The sequence below is a fragment of the Flavobacterium sp. genome (genome assembly GCF_041392005.1).
GTDB lineage: Bacteria > Bacteroidota > Bacteroidia > Flavobacteriales > Flavobacteriaceae > Flavobacterium.
Map to the genome: position 1 here is coordinate 103,887 of NZ_JAWKMX010000001.1, position 16,745 is coordinate 120,631.

Genomic DNA, 16,745 nt, shown 5'->3' on the forward strand with positions numbered 1-16,745 from the left:
AATTGTTTATGAAAAAACTAATTTTACTACTATTATTATTTTTAAGCACTTTTATTGGGGCTCAAAATTTTGAAAAAGATTGGCAAAAAGTATATGAGTTTGAATTAAACGGAAAAAACAAATCGGCTCAAGAAATTGTGGCTAAAATTCAAAAAAAGGCCTCTCGAAAAAAAGATGAAAAAGAGGTTATTAAATGTTTTTTATATTCTTCTAAATTTGAACTTTTAACTAATGAAGAAGGCCAAACAGAAATTTTAAAAAATTTAGATGCAGAAATAAAAAGAAGTTCGCCTATTGCAAAATCATTTTTCTATTATATAAAAGCAACTATTTTATTAGATTATAAAGAAAAAAATTCAAATAAAATAGCACGACGTTCTAAAATAGCAACGAAACAAAATAGTAATTTTTTAACTTGGAATTTAGATGATTTTGATGCTGAAATTGATAAAGACTTCGAAAATATCTTTATTTATACCGAAGCATTAGTTAAACAAAATATTTTAGATTGGAAAAACACCATCGAAATACCTTTTATTATAGATGGAAAAAATTATTCATTATACGATTTTTTCTACCTTAAATATCACAATTATTTAACTTCAAAAGTATATTTAAGACACTACCAACCAAAGGAATACTTTACAAATTTCATTGATTTATTCAGTAAACCATCAAAGGAATTTAGCGCTGCTAAAATTAATTTTATAGAAAACAATAATTTACAAAAACTAACTAAAATTATTCAAAACTATGAAAGTTATTATCAATCTGAAAATAATGATAAAACAGATCAATCGTATTATGACAGACTAAAATACATAGCACAGTTTAATAATAATCTCGACATCAAAAAAATAATTTCAGTAATTGAAAAAATTACTACAAATGAAGCTTTAAAGCAGCAAATTAAACTTGATAACGCAAATGAATTAAATAAATTAGCATTTCAAAATAAAGATGTCTTTTATCATAAACAAGCTTTACAGTTAATTGATTCAATACTTGAAAGGAGAATTAATCCTAAGGTTTTAATTGAAGCAGAGCAACTTAAATTTAATATTTTAAACAGACAGCTACATATTGAAATGTTACCAGAGTTATACCCCCATCAAAACAATAGAGCTTTTGTACGGTATAAAAATGTTGATTCGTTAAAAATTAGTTACTATAAATTTCCACTTAATTTAAGTGATGAAATTAATAACTACAGGAATTCTTATTTAAAAGATTCGTTAGTTCTTAATTTTATTCAAAAAAATAAAGCTGTAAAATCGTGTACAAAAACTTTACCTAATGCAGATGATTACTTTGAACACACAACCGAAATATTACTAGAAAAACTTGCTATTGGAAATTACTTAATATTTTTTGAAACCAAAAACAATAGTACTTCTAAAACCAATGCTTTTTCATATTCACAAGTTTCAGTAACTAATTTTTATGTTGTAGAAGAACACGCTAAAAACAACGACAATTTATATATCTTAAACAGAAAAAATGGTCAACCTATTCAAAACATTAAAATAATTAGCAATGAAGAAATTGTAAAAACCAATTCTATTGGTAAAACTAGTTTTCAAAAACAAGAAAGAGAAGAAAATAAAAAATACAACAACAAACTTTTACTTGTAAAAGAAAGCGATTCTATTCATTATAATTACAAAAGAGAATTTATTTATAGTGATGAAAGATACGATTCATTTGAAGCTAAAGCCCAAATTTTTACGGATAGAGCAATTTATAGACCAGGACAAAAAATGTATTACAAAAGCATTCTTGTTCAAAAAATTGATACTCAAAAAAATATTGTTCCTTTTGTAACCGTAAAATTAATTATTGAAGATAGTAAAGGAAACAAAATAAAAGCAGAAGAAATTCAAACCAACGAATTTGGTTCTTTTTCTGGTGAATTCGAAATTCCAAAAAGCGTAATTACAGGCAAATTTTCAATTTATGTTGATGAACCTGATAATTATGAAAATGACAAAAAATATTATAATACCGAAGAAGATGAACACTCTTTTTGGGATAATGTAGATTTTGATAATTGGCAAGGCAGAGTTGATTTTTTTGTAGAAGAATATAAACGTCCGACTTTTGAAGTAACTTTTTATAAAACAAAAGAAAACTACACAATTGGCGATACTTTAAAAATTACAGGAAATGCAAAATCGCTTGCAGGAAACAATCTTACCGATGCTAAAGTAACCTATACTATTTCGAGAAGTACTTCTGTAAAAGAGAAATTTATTCCTTATGAAGAAAATTTTGTTGTTTCGGAAACAAAAACCGATAAAAACGGAAATTTTACGATTTTTATTCCTGCAACTCACAATGAAGTTTTAAATGACAGTATAAATTATTTTCATTTTACGATTAATGCCGATGTAACCGATACAAATGGCGAAACTAGAAATGCTTCCAAACAGGTTTTTGTAGAACAAAAAATGCTAAAACTCAATATTTTTACAGAATACACTTACTATAAAGAAAAAGAAAATAAAGTTACAATACGTGCCACAACTTTAAATGATTATCCAATTGCCACAAATGCTACTGTCGAAATCTATCAAATAAATCAAAAACAATTTAGAAAACAACGATTATTTCAAGTTCCAGAAAATTCAACAATTAGCAAAGAAGATTTTGAACAACTTTTTCCAGAAGAACCATATGATTATAATGATTCGGAGCCATGGGAAACATTAATTAAAACTCAAAAAATAAATACCGCTGAAACTTCAGTTTTAGATTTATCATTTCTAAAAAATTATGAAAATGGAACGTATAAAATTGTAGTTAATGCTAAAGATAAAAAAGGAAATAATATAACCGATAAAAGAATCTTTTTTTTAGATTCCAAAGTAAAACCCGATTTAAAAAACAATATTTTCGGTTATAAAAACATCACAAAATCAGAAAGTGATTATATCGAAATTGAGCTGTATTCTGAAGTTTCAAATTTATGGATTACAACACGTTATATAGAGATTAACTCTAAGAATTTTAACACACAAATAAATCAATTAGAAAATGGTAAAAAGGTGCTTAAATTTAGGAAATCTGAAAATGCAATTTCTTTTCAATTTTCAACAATTTGGGAAAACATTCCTTACGCACAAGAGCTAGTAATTTTTAAACCTGTAGAAGAAACCAATTTACTCATAGAAATTGAAAGTTTTAGAAATAAAATTGAACCTGGAAGCAATGAAAACTGGTCGTTTAAAATTGCGAATTCAAAATTAGAATCCGAAATTTTAGCTTCTATGTACGATAGCTCATTAGATTTTTTTACTACAACAAATTGGCAAAGAAACCTGTTTAACAATCATGCTTTTTCGGGTTTAAATTTTCCTCATTTTTATTCTTACCAAAAAAGAGAAAATATCTGGTTCAATAACTTAAAAATTTTTGAAAAAAAATATAATCAAAATTATAATACACCTTTTGAAATTAATTGGTTTGGCTTTAATTTCAATAATTTTAAATACATTTCAGAGCAATATTTAAAAAAAGTAAAAACATGGAGTAAAATTCCTAAAGGAGCAAAAATGATTAGCGGCATAGTTTCAGATGAACTAGGTCCAGTTGTAGGAGGAAACGTTGTTATTAAAGGAACAACAACAGGTACTACTACAGATTTTGATGGCAACTACCTAATTCCTGCCAAGGAAGGAGATGTTTTAGAAATTTCTTTTGTTGGTATGATTACTGAAGAAGTTACTATTGGCACAGCTAATCAATACAATGTTACTTTAAAGGAGGGCGTTTTGTTAGATGATTTAGTTATTACTGCTTTAGGTATAAAACGAAAACCAGACTTATCAACTTCTAATTATGAATTAATTGTTGGAGAAGATTTAGCAGACAGCTCTAATCTTTCGCAAGCATTAGTGGGTAGAGTATCTGGGTTAAACATTCAAACTACTAGCGTTGGTCTAAATAATAATAGAATTACTTTGAATGGTAACCGTTCAATTACAGGTAACAACGAAGCTTTAATTATAATTGATGGTGTTATTGCAACAGCTGCCGAATTCAATAATTTAAAAACTGAGAACGTTCACGAAATTCAAATTATAAAAGGAGCTCAAGGTGCTGCACTTTATGGTTCTGATGGCGTAAATGGTGTAATTATTGTAACTACAAAAAGTGCATTAAAACAACTTGTGCAAGTTAAAACTAGAACTAATTTTAACGAAACTGCTTTCTTTTATCCACAATTAAGAACAGATAATAACGGTAAAATTTTATTTAACTTTACCACTCCAGAATCCTTAACAAAATGGAAATTACGACTATTTGCCCATAACAACAATTTTGAAACAGGATATTTAGAATCGTCTATTATTTCACAAAAAGAGTTAATGGTTCATACCAATATGCCTCGATTTTTTAGAGAAAATGACAGCATAACGCTTTCGGCAAAAGTGGCCAATATGACTACTGAAACAAAATCGGGAATGGCTATGCTTATGTTATTTAATGCCGAAAATAACCAACCTATTGACTCTATTTCGCTAAACACTAACAATCACAAAAACTTTACTTGTAAACCCAAAGAAAGTGTTACCTTAAACTGGACTATTACAATACCGAAAAATATTAGTGGTTTACAATATAAAATAGTAGCAAAATCCAGTACTTTTGCAGATGGCGAAGAAAATATTATTCCTGTTTTAAGTAATAAAATTGTACTAACAGAAAGTAGAAATATTTGGCTAAAAGGAAATACTAAAAAAGAAATTGTTTTTGAAAATCTTTTGAATACTAATTCAACTAGTCTAGAAAATCAGAAATTAACCCTCGAATATACCTCTAGTCCTATTTGGATAGTTCTGCAATCGCTTCCGTATTTATTAGAATATGAACATGACTGTGCTGAACAAACTTTTGCTCGATATTATGCTAATTTTATTGCTTCAAAAATAATTAACAGTAATGATAAAATTAAAAATGCTTTAGAAAATTGGAAAAATAACAATGTAAAATCAAAATTTACTTTAAATGAAGAATTAAAATCGATTGTGCTAAACGAAACACCTTGGCTTTTAGACGCCGAAAGTGACGAGGAAAAAAACAGCCGCTTAGCGCTACTTTTAGATTTAAGTTCGCTTAAAGATTCTCAAGAAAATACATTCAAAAAACTACTAGACAAGCAAAACGAAAATGGTTCCTTTTCTTGGTTTAGTGGTGGTGGCGAAAATGTTTTTATAACACAACACATTGTAGCTGGTTTTGGTCATTTTATACAAATGTTCCCCGAAGAAAAAGAAAATATAAAGGAAATTACAGCTAAAGCAGTTGATTATTTAGATAAAAAAATTAACGCAAAAAACATCGAAAACAAGCATTATATTACCAATAATTTAGAGCTTCATTATTGGTATGCACGTAGCTTTTATTTAGACTATTATCCTTTAAATAAAAAACTTACAAACATTTTTAATTATCAATTGGAAGATTTCAAAAAAAACTGGCTTACTTATTCGCTTTACCAAAAAGGAATAGCGGCGATTATTTTACAAAGAATGGGCGAAAAAAAATGGGCAAAAAAAATTATTACACATCTTAAAGAAACTGCTGTAAAAGACAAAAACAAAGGTATGTATTGGTTAGAAAATGAAAGTGGTTATTATTGGTATCAATCACCTATTGAAACTCAAACCATTTTGATTGAAGCCTTTAATGAAATTGAAACCGATAAAAATTATATAGAAGAATTAAAAGCGTGGTTGCTATACAAAAAACAAACTAATCGTTGGACTACAACTAAATCAACTTCTGATGCTGTTTATGCTTTATTGTTACAAGGAAAAGATTGGACAACTACAAAAGAAAATATTAAATTTACTGTTGGAAATGATAAAATTTCGTCAAAAAAGATGGTTGAAAGTGAAAAACAAGCAGAAACAGGTTATATAAAAATCAATTGGAATAAAGAAGAAATAACAAATGAAATGGGAAAAATTTCAATCGATAATAAATCTAAAAAACCAGGCTTTGGAGGTGTTTATTGGCAATATTTTGAAAATTTAGAAACGGTAAAACGCGATAGTACTTCTGTTTTAAACATTGCAAAAAAACTATTCAAAAAAGTAAAAACTGTAAACGGAAATACTTTACTAGAAATTTCTGAGAACAATATTCAAGTAGGCGATTTAATTACCGTGCAATTAATTGTTAAAACAAAAGAAAATTTAGAATTTGTGCATTTAAAAGATTCTCGTGCTTCTTGTTTTGAACCTGTTGATGTACTTTCTGAATACAAGTATAAAGACGGCACTTCATTTTATCAAAGCACAAAAGATGTTGCAACACATTTCTTTTTTGACAATCTAAACAAAGGAACGTATATTTTAGAATATGATGTAAGAATAAATAATTCAGGTAAATTTTCAAATGGAATAGCTACTATACAAAGTATGTACGCACCAGAATTCTCGGCTCATTCTAATAATCAAACTATTATTATTAAATAATATGCTAAAACAATTTTTTTTACTTCTTTTCTCATTTACCTTATCGGCTCAAGTAATGTTTTCGGGCAAAGTAATCGATATTAAAACAAAAGAAACGTTAACTGGAGCATCTATATATATTCCTAATACAAGCATTGGTACAACTTCAAATTTTGAAGGTTATTTTAATGTTCAACTTCCGCTTACTACAAAAGAAATTGTAGTTAGTTTTATGGGTTACACCACTGTAAAAATACCTTTAACATTAACCGAAGGACAAAACATAACCGAGACCATTTTTTTGCGAGAAGCCAATGCTAATCTTGAAGAGCTAGTCATTAGAAAACAAAAAATAACCAAAGATTGGAAACGAAAGTATGCCATTTTTAAAGCTAATTTTATTGGAAAAAGTAGTCTTTCTGAAAATGTTGAAATTTTAAATAAAGAAGAAATTTATTTTGAGGAAGAACGAAATGCTACAGGCTACGTATTGGTTGCAAATAGCAATAGCCCGCTGCTTATTAAAAATGAAAATACAGGTTATTTAATGACGTATGATTTAATTGGTTTTACCTACATACATACTAAAGATCACGAAGATTACGCTTCTTATTTTGGATATTTATTTTTTGAAGACATTGTAAAAAAAGAAAAACTTAATGCAAAAAAAACAACTAAAAATCGAGTAAAAGCATACAAAGGTTCGTTACAGCATTTTATTAAATCGGTTTTTGAAAATAATTTTACAGAAGAAGGCTTTGAGATAAATCAATACATACTAAAAGACAACCCCGATTATCCTTCTGAAGCAGCGCTTAAAATTAGAAACGAACGTATTAAAAAAGAAGGTTTTATAAAGCTTAACCCACTTCCTCCTAAAAAAATTGCAATTCTAGGTAGAAAATATTCAAAAAGCGATTTTATTAGCGAAGAAAACAACCAACAGTTTTTTAATTTTAACGATTTGATTCGAGTAATCTACACAAAGGAGAATCCCGACAAAAATTACACATTTTCATTACGACAAATGTCTTATCTAAAAATTGATGAAAAAATAGAAATTTTTGAAAATGGCAATTACTTCCCGCCTACACAACTTATTGCTTACGATTATATGGGTTGGAAAAAAATTGGCGATGCCTTACCATTAGATTATGAACCCAAAAAAGATTGAAAATTGGTATAATTATTGTAAATTAGTAGTCAATATTAATTAAAACTTTAAAAAATTATGGGATTATTTTCATTTATTAAAGATGCAGGCGCTAAAATTTTTGGCAAAAAAGAAACCGAAGCACCTGTAGAAGAAAAAGCACAATTAAAAGCTAGTGCGCTTTTAAACCATGTTAAAGAGCTTGGTCTTTCATATCAAACTATTGTTATTAAATTAAAAGGCGACGATGTTACCTTAGAAGGAAAAGTGGACAAACAAGAAGATGCTGAAAAAATTGTTTTAGCCGTTGGAAATGTTGAAGGCGTTGACACAGTTGACAATCAAATGGAAGTAGTAGAACCAAAACCAGAAGCACAATATCATACTGTTGAAAAAGGCGAATGGTTATCTAAAATTGCAAAAAAATATTATGGCGATGCTAATAAATATACAGTTATTTTTGAAGCGAACAAACCCATGCTTAAAGACCCAGATTTAATTTATCCTGGTCAGGTTTTGCGTATTCCAAACCTAGATTAAGTATAAAATTTCCAACAAAAAGGAGTGCAAATGCACTCCTTTTTTATTTCAACAACTTTTAATGTTTTTTTACTTCATTATCGTTAGTGTTTGGCAATCTTTTATACTGACAACAACCGTGTAATTCTTCATACGCTTCGTCTGTTGCTTTAAATGTATCGGTATCGTGTCCAGCAACTGCTATTGCTTTTTTTACATCGTCTGCCGAACATTTTCTTTCGTCAATTATAACATGAACATCTTGGCAATCTTGATGCCATTGTGCATCTTTCACGCCTTTTACAGAAAATGCTGCTTTTTCAATGCGTTTTTCACACATTTCGCAATTTCCATTTACTTTAAAAACAATTTCTTTCTTTTTACTTTTTTTCTCTTGCGCTAAACCAACAAAAGAAATCATCATTACTAAAATAAGCGTTATTTTTTTCATCTTTATAGTTTTATAGTTAATTATTTTATTTTAAATCGTAATCCTGCATAGTACATTTGCCCAAAAACAGGACCATATATCATACTGCTATCAAAATATGTTCCAAAAGGGTTTTCGGCTTGAATAATTGCATTTTTTTGTTTGTAATTTCCTATGTTTTCGCCGCCAATATATACTTCAAACGTACTTGAAAAAGTTCTCGTAATTTGTGCATTTAGTGTAGCAAAAGCAGACGAGTAATTGGCTAAACGATACTGACTTGGATTAGTTTGTGTAGTTGGCAAACGTTGTTTTCCTAACCAATTATACGTAAAATCGAACTTCCATTGTTGCCCTTTATCTAAAATATGTGTTTCATAAGCTACATTGGCAAAAAAGCGATGTTTTGCTTGTAATGGTTGTTCTAACTTACCTGTTAAATATTCTGTTTGTACATCGTAATATTTATAAGCTGTTTTAATATTAAAGTGCGTAAAAGGCATTATACTAAATTCGGCTTGAAAAGAATTAGCAAAACTAGCACCATTTAAATTGTGAAACACTACTTGTTGTGGGCTATAATCTAAATCTACTACGGCTCGTTGCTGAAAATCGGTACGGTAATAATCGAGCACAAATTCCGATTCCATATTCCAAAGTTTAAATTTTTGAATAAAACTCATACCATAATTCCAAGCTATTTCGGCATCTAGTCCATAAATTTTTCCATCGTTATTTAAAATGGAGAAATTTCTAGACGAAGCAAATAAACTTTGATTTTCAGCAAAAATATTCGCGGCACGTTTTCCTCTTCCTGCAGAAGCTCTTATTACTGCATCGTGCCAAGGATTATAACGCAAGTGCAAACGAGGCGTAATAAAAGTTCCTAATCGGTTATGGTTATCTATTCGTGTTCCTACAACTAAACTAAAATTGTCTAAATTATCGTAAGTGTATTCAAAAAATGTGCCTATTGAGTTATCGATACGCGAAAAATCTTGAACAAAATTAAAGGCAACAAACTCATCGTACGCATCGTAACTAAAGTTAATTCCTGTAGCAAATTTATTTTTAGTATTGCTAATTATTGAATTGTAAATTAAATTTGAATAATAACTTTTTTGATGAATATTATATTGGTTTAAACCAAAATACGAATCTTGTTTGTGTGCTTGAAACGAGTTTTGAAAACCTATACTTTTATAAGGTTCATCTGGAAAAACGTAACCCGTTTTGTTTGAAATTTCAAAACGTTCGGTAGTAATTTCACTGCCCCAAAAATTAGTAGTCAACCTATCAACATCTGGATTAAAATTAACTTGACCCGAATTTTTATCATCGCGCAAATAACGCAAATTTAAAAAACTAACCCAACCTTTTTCGGCATTGTTATACTGCCAACGATTTAAAATATTAATTTGTTTTCCTAAAGGATTATCTAAAAAACCATCGTTATTGTTGTCGTTTTTTACATTTCGAGTGTTTCCATGAATAAAAACTGATGAACTTAACTGATCTGAAAATTGTTGGGTAAAATGAGTATTTAATTCATATCTACTATCCATAGAACCGTATAAATTTAAAAAAAAGGGTTCGCCTTGAAAAGGTTTTAGCAATTCGTAATTAATTTGTCCCGAAATACTTTCGTAGCCATTAATTACACTTCCTGCACCTTTTGTAATTTGGATACTTTCTACCCAAGTTCCAGGTATAAACGACAAACCATAAGCTTGCGATGCACCACGAACCGAAGGTATGTTTTCTTCTGCCATTAATATGTATGGACTAGTTAAACCTAGCATTTTTATTTGTTTGTTTCCTGTAACAGCATCAGAAAAATTAACATCTATTGAAGGGTTTGTACTAAAACTTTCCGAAAGATTACAACAAGCTGCTTTTAGCAACTCTTTATGTCCCATTTTTTGAACGTTAATAGCCGAATATAAAGAGTTTTCGGTGCTCTTGCGTATTTTGGTAATTTCTAATTCGTTTAGTGTTTTGGTTTCTTTTAACTGAATCGTTATAAAATCGTTAGTTGTAATGTTTACAACTTGTGTTTCAAAACCTATAAAACTTATGACCAGCGCGTTTGTAGTAGGTGTTTTAGAAAGCGAAAAAAGTCCTTTTGTATCTGCTGTAGTACCAATTGATGTGTTTTCCCAAAAAACATTGGCACCATATAATGGCAAGTTATCTTCATCAACAACTTTCCCTTTTAATAATTCTTGAGAAAATATAAAATTACTAAAAAACAGTAATGAAATAATTATTTTGTTTTGCATATAAATACTTTTAATGTTTAAAATTTTGATTAAAATCTAATTTAGAAACATTAAAAATTTATGCGTAAAGTACTAACTTGCAATATAGTTTATAGAGTGGCGGCGAATTAGATTCGCAGTAGTTTTCAATTATTTTTTTTTGAATAACCGAAACAATGTTTGTTGTTAATTTATACCAATTAGAATATTGTAAAACAAAAAATTGTAAGTCTAATTGAAACGATTTTACTAAAATGTTATCCGCTTTTTCATCGGCTTTTATTACTTTATCGGAACAACATTTTGAATGATTATCGTCATTACTACAACAAGTATTTTTTGTAGCATTACAAGTTTCATTTTGCTTAAAATTTATAGATACAGAAGCTATTTCATTATGACAATAATGAACATTAAAAGCCAATCCTAAATTAGAAAACAGGATAAATACCGTTAGTAGTATTGCAGTTAGCTTTTTGATAATCATAGCACAAAGGTACATTTTATTTTTTATTTGTCATTTTTTTGTGATTTTTTTTGGAAATAAAACGCTGGTAAAAACAATAGTAAAAACAGTGGCTGAATTAAAAATCGGCGTATGTAAAATATAACTAAATAATCTTTGAAAAAATAAAGACTAAAATAAAAGGCAACCAGTAAAACAATAAAAAAAACAGCTAGCATACTGGTTGCAAATTTTATCATTTTAAAATCTTTAAAAAGCACATATAAAATAGCCAGTGTACTAATACTATTGAGTAAATAACGAACGAAATAACTAAAACCTAAGGAAACCGAGTTAAATTGCGGTAGAGATTGGTTATGATAATCGCCTTTAAAAAAATCGAGAAAAGGATCGTAGAACAATTGTTTTTGATAAAACCGAATTAACGCTAAAATTACTACGAAAAAAAGAACAAAAAACACTTCTTTTTTATGTTTTAGTATTTTTTTCATAGCCCGAAAATTTGGTTATCCATACTATCCATAAAACAAATACAACACCGTAAATAAATAATGGAAAAAGTATATCGTGTAAAAAATCGTTGTATTGCGGATAATAATAAAAAGCATAATTTAATAATGCAATCCGTAAAATATTCAACAAATAAATAATTATAGAACCTGCTAAAATAAAAACAAAAGTTTGCTTAAAAGTATTGGAAAATGCAAATACAAAAGCCGCAAATAAAATAATGACACTTATTGCATTACAACCCTCAACAACTCTAGAAACATATTTATTACTAACTAAAAACGACATATAATTACCCATTTCGTTAGGATAAGTATAAGCTTCCTCGCCAAACATATTTAATAGCCTAGCCGAATAAATAGCTACATTTTTAGTAATTCCATCTACTTCATATTGGTTTTCATCATATTGATTTAGATATAACTTATAAACAACCGTAAATACAATGTAGAAAGCCAAAAACTTAAATAAAAATAAGAAAAAAGGTTTATATTGAATAAATGCCGACTTCACGTTGTAATTTTTAACAAAAATATAGATTTTAATTTGTTTCAATCTAACTATTTTCGCAAAAAAAAATAAGTATGAATTTCAATTCTTTGCAACCTAGCATTAAAACAATTATTTCATCAAACAAAACAAGAGATGAAAAATTATTTGCAATTTGTCAATTTCTTAACCAAAATGTACCGTATTACAATTGGGTTGGATTTTATTTTGCCAATCATGAAACCAAAACTTTACACCTTGGCCCTTATGTAGGAGCAGCAACAGACCACACTATAATACCTTTTGGAAAAGGAATATGCGGACAAGTTGCCGAATCCAATCAAAACTTTGTTGTACCCGATGTACAAGCGCAAGATAATTACATTGCGTGTAGCTTAACGGTAAAATCTGAAATTGTTGTGCCACTTTTTGTGAACGGAAAAAATATTGGACAAATAGATATCGATTCGCACGAAATTGACCCTTTTACAAAAGAAGATGAAATTTTTTTAGAATTTGTAAACCAGCAAGTTGCCTTATTGTTTTAATGTTTTAAAAAATAATTCATAATTCATAATTCATAATTCATAATTATTTTTATCTTTGCAACCAAATTGAGAAACACTCAATTGTACATAAAAATCATTTAAAAAAATATTGGAATGTATTTAAGTAAAGAAACAAAAGCTGAAATTTTCGCTAAACACGGCGGAAAAGCTGAAAACACTGGTTCTGCTGAAGGACAAATTGCATTGTTCACTTTCAGAATTAATCATTTAACAGGGCATTTAAAGAAAAATCGCCACGATTACAACACCGAACGTTCATTAGTAAAATTAGTAGGTAAAAGAAGAAGTCTTTTAGACTACTTAAAGAAAAAAGATATCAATAGATATCGTGAGATTATCAAAGAATTAAACATCAGAAAATAATCAATATAAGGGGCTTTGCGCCCCTTTTTGTTTACAATAAAAGACAGAAAAAAGTTTGGTTTTTCATTGGGTTTTAAACAACTAGCAACACACAACAACACAACTACCCTTTGTTTAATTAAGAATTAAAATTTTTTATGATTCCTAAAGTAACCCAAGAAATTATCGATTTAGGAGATGGAAGAACCATCTCAATCGAAACAGGTAAATTAGCCAAACAAGCAGACGGTTCTGTCGTGGTTCGTATGGGCGATGCTATGTTATTAGCAACTGCAGTATCGGCCCGTACTGCCAACCCAGGAGTAGATTTTTTACCCCTAACCGTAGATTACCGCGAAAAATTTGCGGCAGCAGGTCGTTTTCCAGGTGGTTTTTTCAAAAGAGAAGCTCGTCCTAGCGACCAAGAAGTATTAACTATGCGTTTAGTTGACCGTGTTTTACGTCCGCTTTTCCCTGACGATTATCACGCCGAAACACAAGTTATGATTCAATTAATGAGTCACGATGAAAATGTTATGCCCGATGCTTTAGCTGGTTTAGCTGCATCTGCCGCTTTAGCTGTTTCAGACATTCCTTTTTACAACTTAATCTCGGAAGTACGCGTAGGTAGAGTTAACGGTAAATTAATCATCAATCCAAGTCGCGAACAATTAGCAGAATCTGATTTAGACATGATGATTGGTGCATCTAAAGATTCTGTAGCAATGGTTGAAGGCGAAATGAAAGAAATTTCTGAAGCCGAAATGATTGAAGCTATTAAATTTGCACACGAAGCCATTAAAGTTCAAATTGAAGCACAAGAAAAACTAAGAGCCGCACTTGGCTTAACCGAATACCGTGAATATGAAGGCGAACTAGAAGACGAAACGGTAAAAGCTAAAGTAAAAGCAGTCGCTTACGATAAATATTATGCAATTGCTCAAGAAGCATCGTCAAAACAAGAACGTGGCGAAAAATTTGCTGTAGTTAAAGAAGAAGTAGTAGCTTTATATTCGGAAGAAGAATACGCAGAAAATGCCGATTTAGCAGAATTGGTTTCAAAATACAATTACAAAGTACAAAAAGAAGCTGTTCGCAACGTAATTCTAGAAAAAGGAATTCGTTTAGACGGAAGAAAAACTACCGAAATTCGTCCTATTTGGTGCGAAGTAGATTACTTACCATCTACACACGGTTCGGCCTTGTTTACTCGTGGCGAAACCCAAGCTTTAGCTACTGTAACTTTAGGAACATCTAGAGAAGCAAACGTTATTGATTTACCTTCAGAGCAAGGCGAAGAACGCTTCTATTTACACTACAACTTCCCTCCTTTTTCAACAGGCGAAGCACGTCCACTACGTGGCACCTCTCGTAGAGAAGTTGGTCATGGAAATTTAGCACAACGTGCTTTAAAAAATATGATTCCTGCCGATTGCCCTTACACTGTACGTGTCGTTTCAGAAGTATTAGAATCAAACGGTTCTTCTTCAATGGCTACCGTTTGTTCGGGAACGTTAGCTTTAATGGACGCTGGTATTCAACTTAAAAAACCTGTATCGGGTATTGCCATGGGCTTAATTACTGATGGTAATAATTTTGCTGTATTATCTGATATTTTAGGCGATGAAGATCATTTAGGCGATATGGACTTTAAAGTAACAGGTACAGAAGACGGAATTACCGCTTGCCAAATGGATATTAAAATTGACGGTTTACGTTACGATATTATGGAGCAAGCCTTAGCTCAAGCTCGCGATGGTCGTTTGCACATTTTAGGTAAATTAACCGATACGTTAGCACAACCTAGAACTTCTGTAAAACCAAAAGCACCAAAAATTATTACACGAACTATTCCAGGTGCATTTATTGGCGCTTTAATTGGTCCTGGTGGAAAAGTTATTCAAGATTTACAAAAAGCTACCCAAACTACTATTGTTATTAACGAAGTTGATGAGCAAGGTGTGGTTGAAATTTTAGGAACTAACCAAGAAGGAATTGATGCTGTATTAGCAAAAATTGATGCTATTATTTTTAAACCACAAGTAGGCGAAACGTATGAAGTAAAAGTAATTAAAATGCTCGATTTTGGTGCGGTTGTAGAATATACACAAGCGCCAGGAAATGAAGTATTACTTCACGTATCAGAATTAGCTTGGGAACGTACCGAAAACGTAACCGATGTAGTGAATATGGGCGATGTTTTTGAAGTAAAATATTTAGGAATTGATCCTAAAACGAGAAAAGAGAAAGTTTCACGTAAACAATTACTTCCTCGTCCGCCAAGAGAAGATAAAAAACCACAACCTAAAAAAGACAATCAAGGTTAATTTTTTTACATATTAATTCAAATATAAAATCCCTCGAATAAAATTCGAGGGATTTTTGTTTAAGCTGTATTGGCTCAAAAAAAGCTGCTTGAAAATTCAAACAGCTTCTGGATTTTGTTCTTTATTACACTTACTTATACTAATTTAACATTTTCCACAGTTTATCTTTTAATTCTTGTAAACCTTGTTGTGCTACAGACGATATAAATAAATACTCTACGTTACCAAAAGCATTTTTGAGTTCTTGGTTCATTTCTGTTTTTAGCTCTTCGTCGAGCATATCGCTTTTAGAAATAGCTATTAACCTGTCTTTGTCGAGCATTTCAGGATTATAACGACGAAGTTCATCTAATAAAATTTCGTATTCTTTTACAATATCGGTTGCATCGGCAGGAATTAAGAATAATAATGTAGAATTGCGTTCAATATGACGCAAAAAATAATGGCCTAAACCTTTTCCTTCGGCTGCTCCTTCTATAATTCCTGGAATATCGGCAACTACAAACGATTGAAAATTGCGATAGGCTACAATTCCTAAATTGGGTTTTAAAGTAGTAAACGGATAATCGGCAATTTTTGGTTTTGCTGCTGTTATTACTGATAGCAATGTTGACTTACCTGCATTTGGAAAACCTACTAAACCTACATCGGCTAGTACTTTTAATTCTAAAATAATATCGAGTTCTTCGCCTGCCAAACCAGGTTGTGCATAACGCGGTGTTTGATTTGTTGCACTTCGAAAATGCCAATTTCCTAAACCACCTTTACCGCCTTTTGCCAAAATTTTTTCTTCGCCATCTTCTGTTATTTCGAATAAAATTTCATCGGTTTCCTTGTCTTTTATAACAGTACCTAAGGGTACTTCTAAAAATTTATCTTCGCCATCGGCACCTGTACTACGACTGCTCCCACCATCGCCACCATGACCCGCTTTTACGTGTTTGGTAAATTTTAAGTGATACAATGTCCAAAGGTTTTTGTTCCCTTTTATAATAACATGACCGCCACGACCACCGTCGCCACCGTCTGGTCCGCCTTTTTCAATAAATTTTTCGCGGTGTAAGTGTGTGGAACCTTTTCCTCCTTTGCCTGATGCTACATAAATTTTAACGTAATCTACAAAATTCCCTTCTGTCATTTTTATTAGCAGTTAAAAGTTGGTAAAACAACTTATTATATATTAATTTTGACAAAGATAATCTATCTTCTATTTCT

The 16,745-nt window shown here is 30.3% G+C and carries 12 protein-coding genes; 6 read left to right on the plus strand and 6 right to left on the minus strand.

Annotation, left to right across the window (positions count from 1 at the left end):
* The first annotated feature begins 8 nt into the window (after nucleotides 1-8).
* The 3 genes from R2808_RS00530 to lysM are packed head-to-tail and all read left to right on the plus strand — an operon-like array spanning nucleotide 9 to nucleotide 8,157.
* On the plus strand, nucleotides 9-6,485 hold the full coding sequence (locus tag R2808_RS00530) for an MG2 domain-containing protein (RefSeq protein ID WP_371268972.1): 6,477 nt from the start codon (nucleotides 9-11) through the stop codon (nucleotides 6,483-6,485).
* Nucleotide 6,486: 1 nt separating this feature from the next.
* Nucleotides 6,487-7,638, plus strand: coding sequence for a carboxypeptidase-like regulatory domain-containing protein (locus tag R2808_RS00535; RefSeq protein WP_371268973.1), 1,152 nt, complete (start codon nucleotides 6,487-6,489; stop codon nucleotides 7,636-7,638).
* 57 nt (nucleotides 7,639-7,695) lie between these two features.
* Nucleotides 7,696-8,157: a peptidoglycan-binding protein LysM gene (gene lysM, locus R2808_RS00540; protein WP_371268974.1), complete on the plus strand. Its 462-nt coding sequence runs from the start codon at nucleotides 7,696-7,698 to the stop codon at nucleotides 8,155-8,157.
* A gap of 58 nt (nucleotides 8,158-8,215) precedes the next feature.
* On the opposite strand, the gene R2808_RS00545 is transcribed toward lysM, so the two are convergent.
* From R2808_RS00545 to xrtF, 5 genes are read right to left on the minus strand one after another with little or no spacing between them, the layout of a single operon-like run.
* Nucleotides 8,216-8,587, minus strand: a complete 372-nt coding sequence (locus R2808_RS00545) for a heavy-metal-associated domain-containing protein (RefSeq protein WP_371268975.1) — start codon at nucleotides 8,585-8,587, stop codon at nucleotides 8,216-8,218.
* A gap of 20 nt (nucleotides 8,588-8,607) precedes the next feature.
* Nucleotides 8,608-10,848 (minus strand): TonB-dependent receptor domain-containing protein, encoded by a 2,241-nt coding sequence (locus tag R2808_RS00550; protein WP_371268976.1) that lies wholly within the window; start codon nucleotides 10,846-10,848, stop codon nucleotides 8,608-8,610.
* Between the two features lie 58 nt (nucleotides 10,849-10,906).
* Nucleotides 10,907-11,314: a hypothetical protein gene (locus R2808_RS00555; protein ID WP_371268977.1), complete on the minus strand. Its 408-nt coding sequence runs from the start codon at nucleotides 11,312-11,314 to the stop codon at nucleotides 10,907-10,909.
* Nucleotides 11,315-11,337: 23 nt separating this feature from the next.
* Nucleotides 11,338-11,784: an exosortase F system-associated protein gene (locus R2808_RS00560; RefSeq protein WP_371268978.1), complete on the minus strand. Its 447-nt coding sequence runs from the start codon at nucleotides 11,782-11,784 to the stop codon at nucleotides 11,338-11,340.
* Nucleotides 11,762-12,316 (minus strand): exosortase family protein XrtF, encoded by a 555-nt coding sequence (gene xrtF, locus R2808_RS00565; RefSeq protein ID WP_371268979.1) that lies wholly within the window; start codon nucleotides 12,314-12,316, stop codon nucleotides 11,762-11,764. The genes R2808_RS00560 and xrtF overlap by 23 nt, the downstream gene beginning before the upstream one ends.
* Before the next feature lie 71 nt (nucleotides 12,317-12,387).
* Here xrtF and R2808_RS00570 point away from each other — a divergent pair, with 71 nt between their 5' ends.
* From R2808_RS00570 to R2808_RS00580, 3 genes are all read left to right on the plus strand, one after another.
* On the plus strand, nucleotides 12,388-12,840 hold the full coding sequence (locus R2808_RS00570) for a GAF domain-containing protein (RefSeq protein WP_371268981.1): 453 nt from the start codon (nucleotides 12,388-12,390) through the stop codon (nucleotides 12,838-12,840).
* A 114-nt stretch (nucleotides 12,841-12,954) separates the two neighbouring features.
* Entirely contained in the window at nucleotides 12,955-13,224 is a 270-nt protein-coding gene (gene rpsO / locus R2808_RS00575; protein ID WP_371268982.1) for a 30S ribosomal protein S15, read from the plus strand.
* Nucleotides 13,225-13,361: 137 nt separating this feature from the next.
* Nucleotides 13,362-15,530 (plus strand): polyribonucleotide nucleotidyltransferase, encoded by a 2,169-nt coding sequence (locus tag R2808_RS00580; RefSeq protein WP_371268983.1) that lies wholly within the window; start codon nucleotides 13,362-13,364, stop codon nucleotides 15,528-15,530.
* Between the two features lie 139 nt (nucleotides 15,531-15,669).
* Here R2808_RS00580 and obgE read toward each other — a convergent pair whose 3' ends face one another.
* Nucleotides 15,670-16,668, minus strand: a complete 999-nt coding sequence (obgE, locus tag R2808_RS00585; RefSeq protein WP_371268984.1) for a GTPase ObgE — start codon at nucleotides 16,666-16,668, stop codon at nucleotides 15,670-15,672.
* Nucleotides 16,669-16,745: the final 77 nt, after the last annotated feature.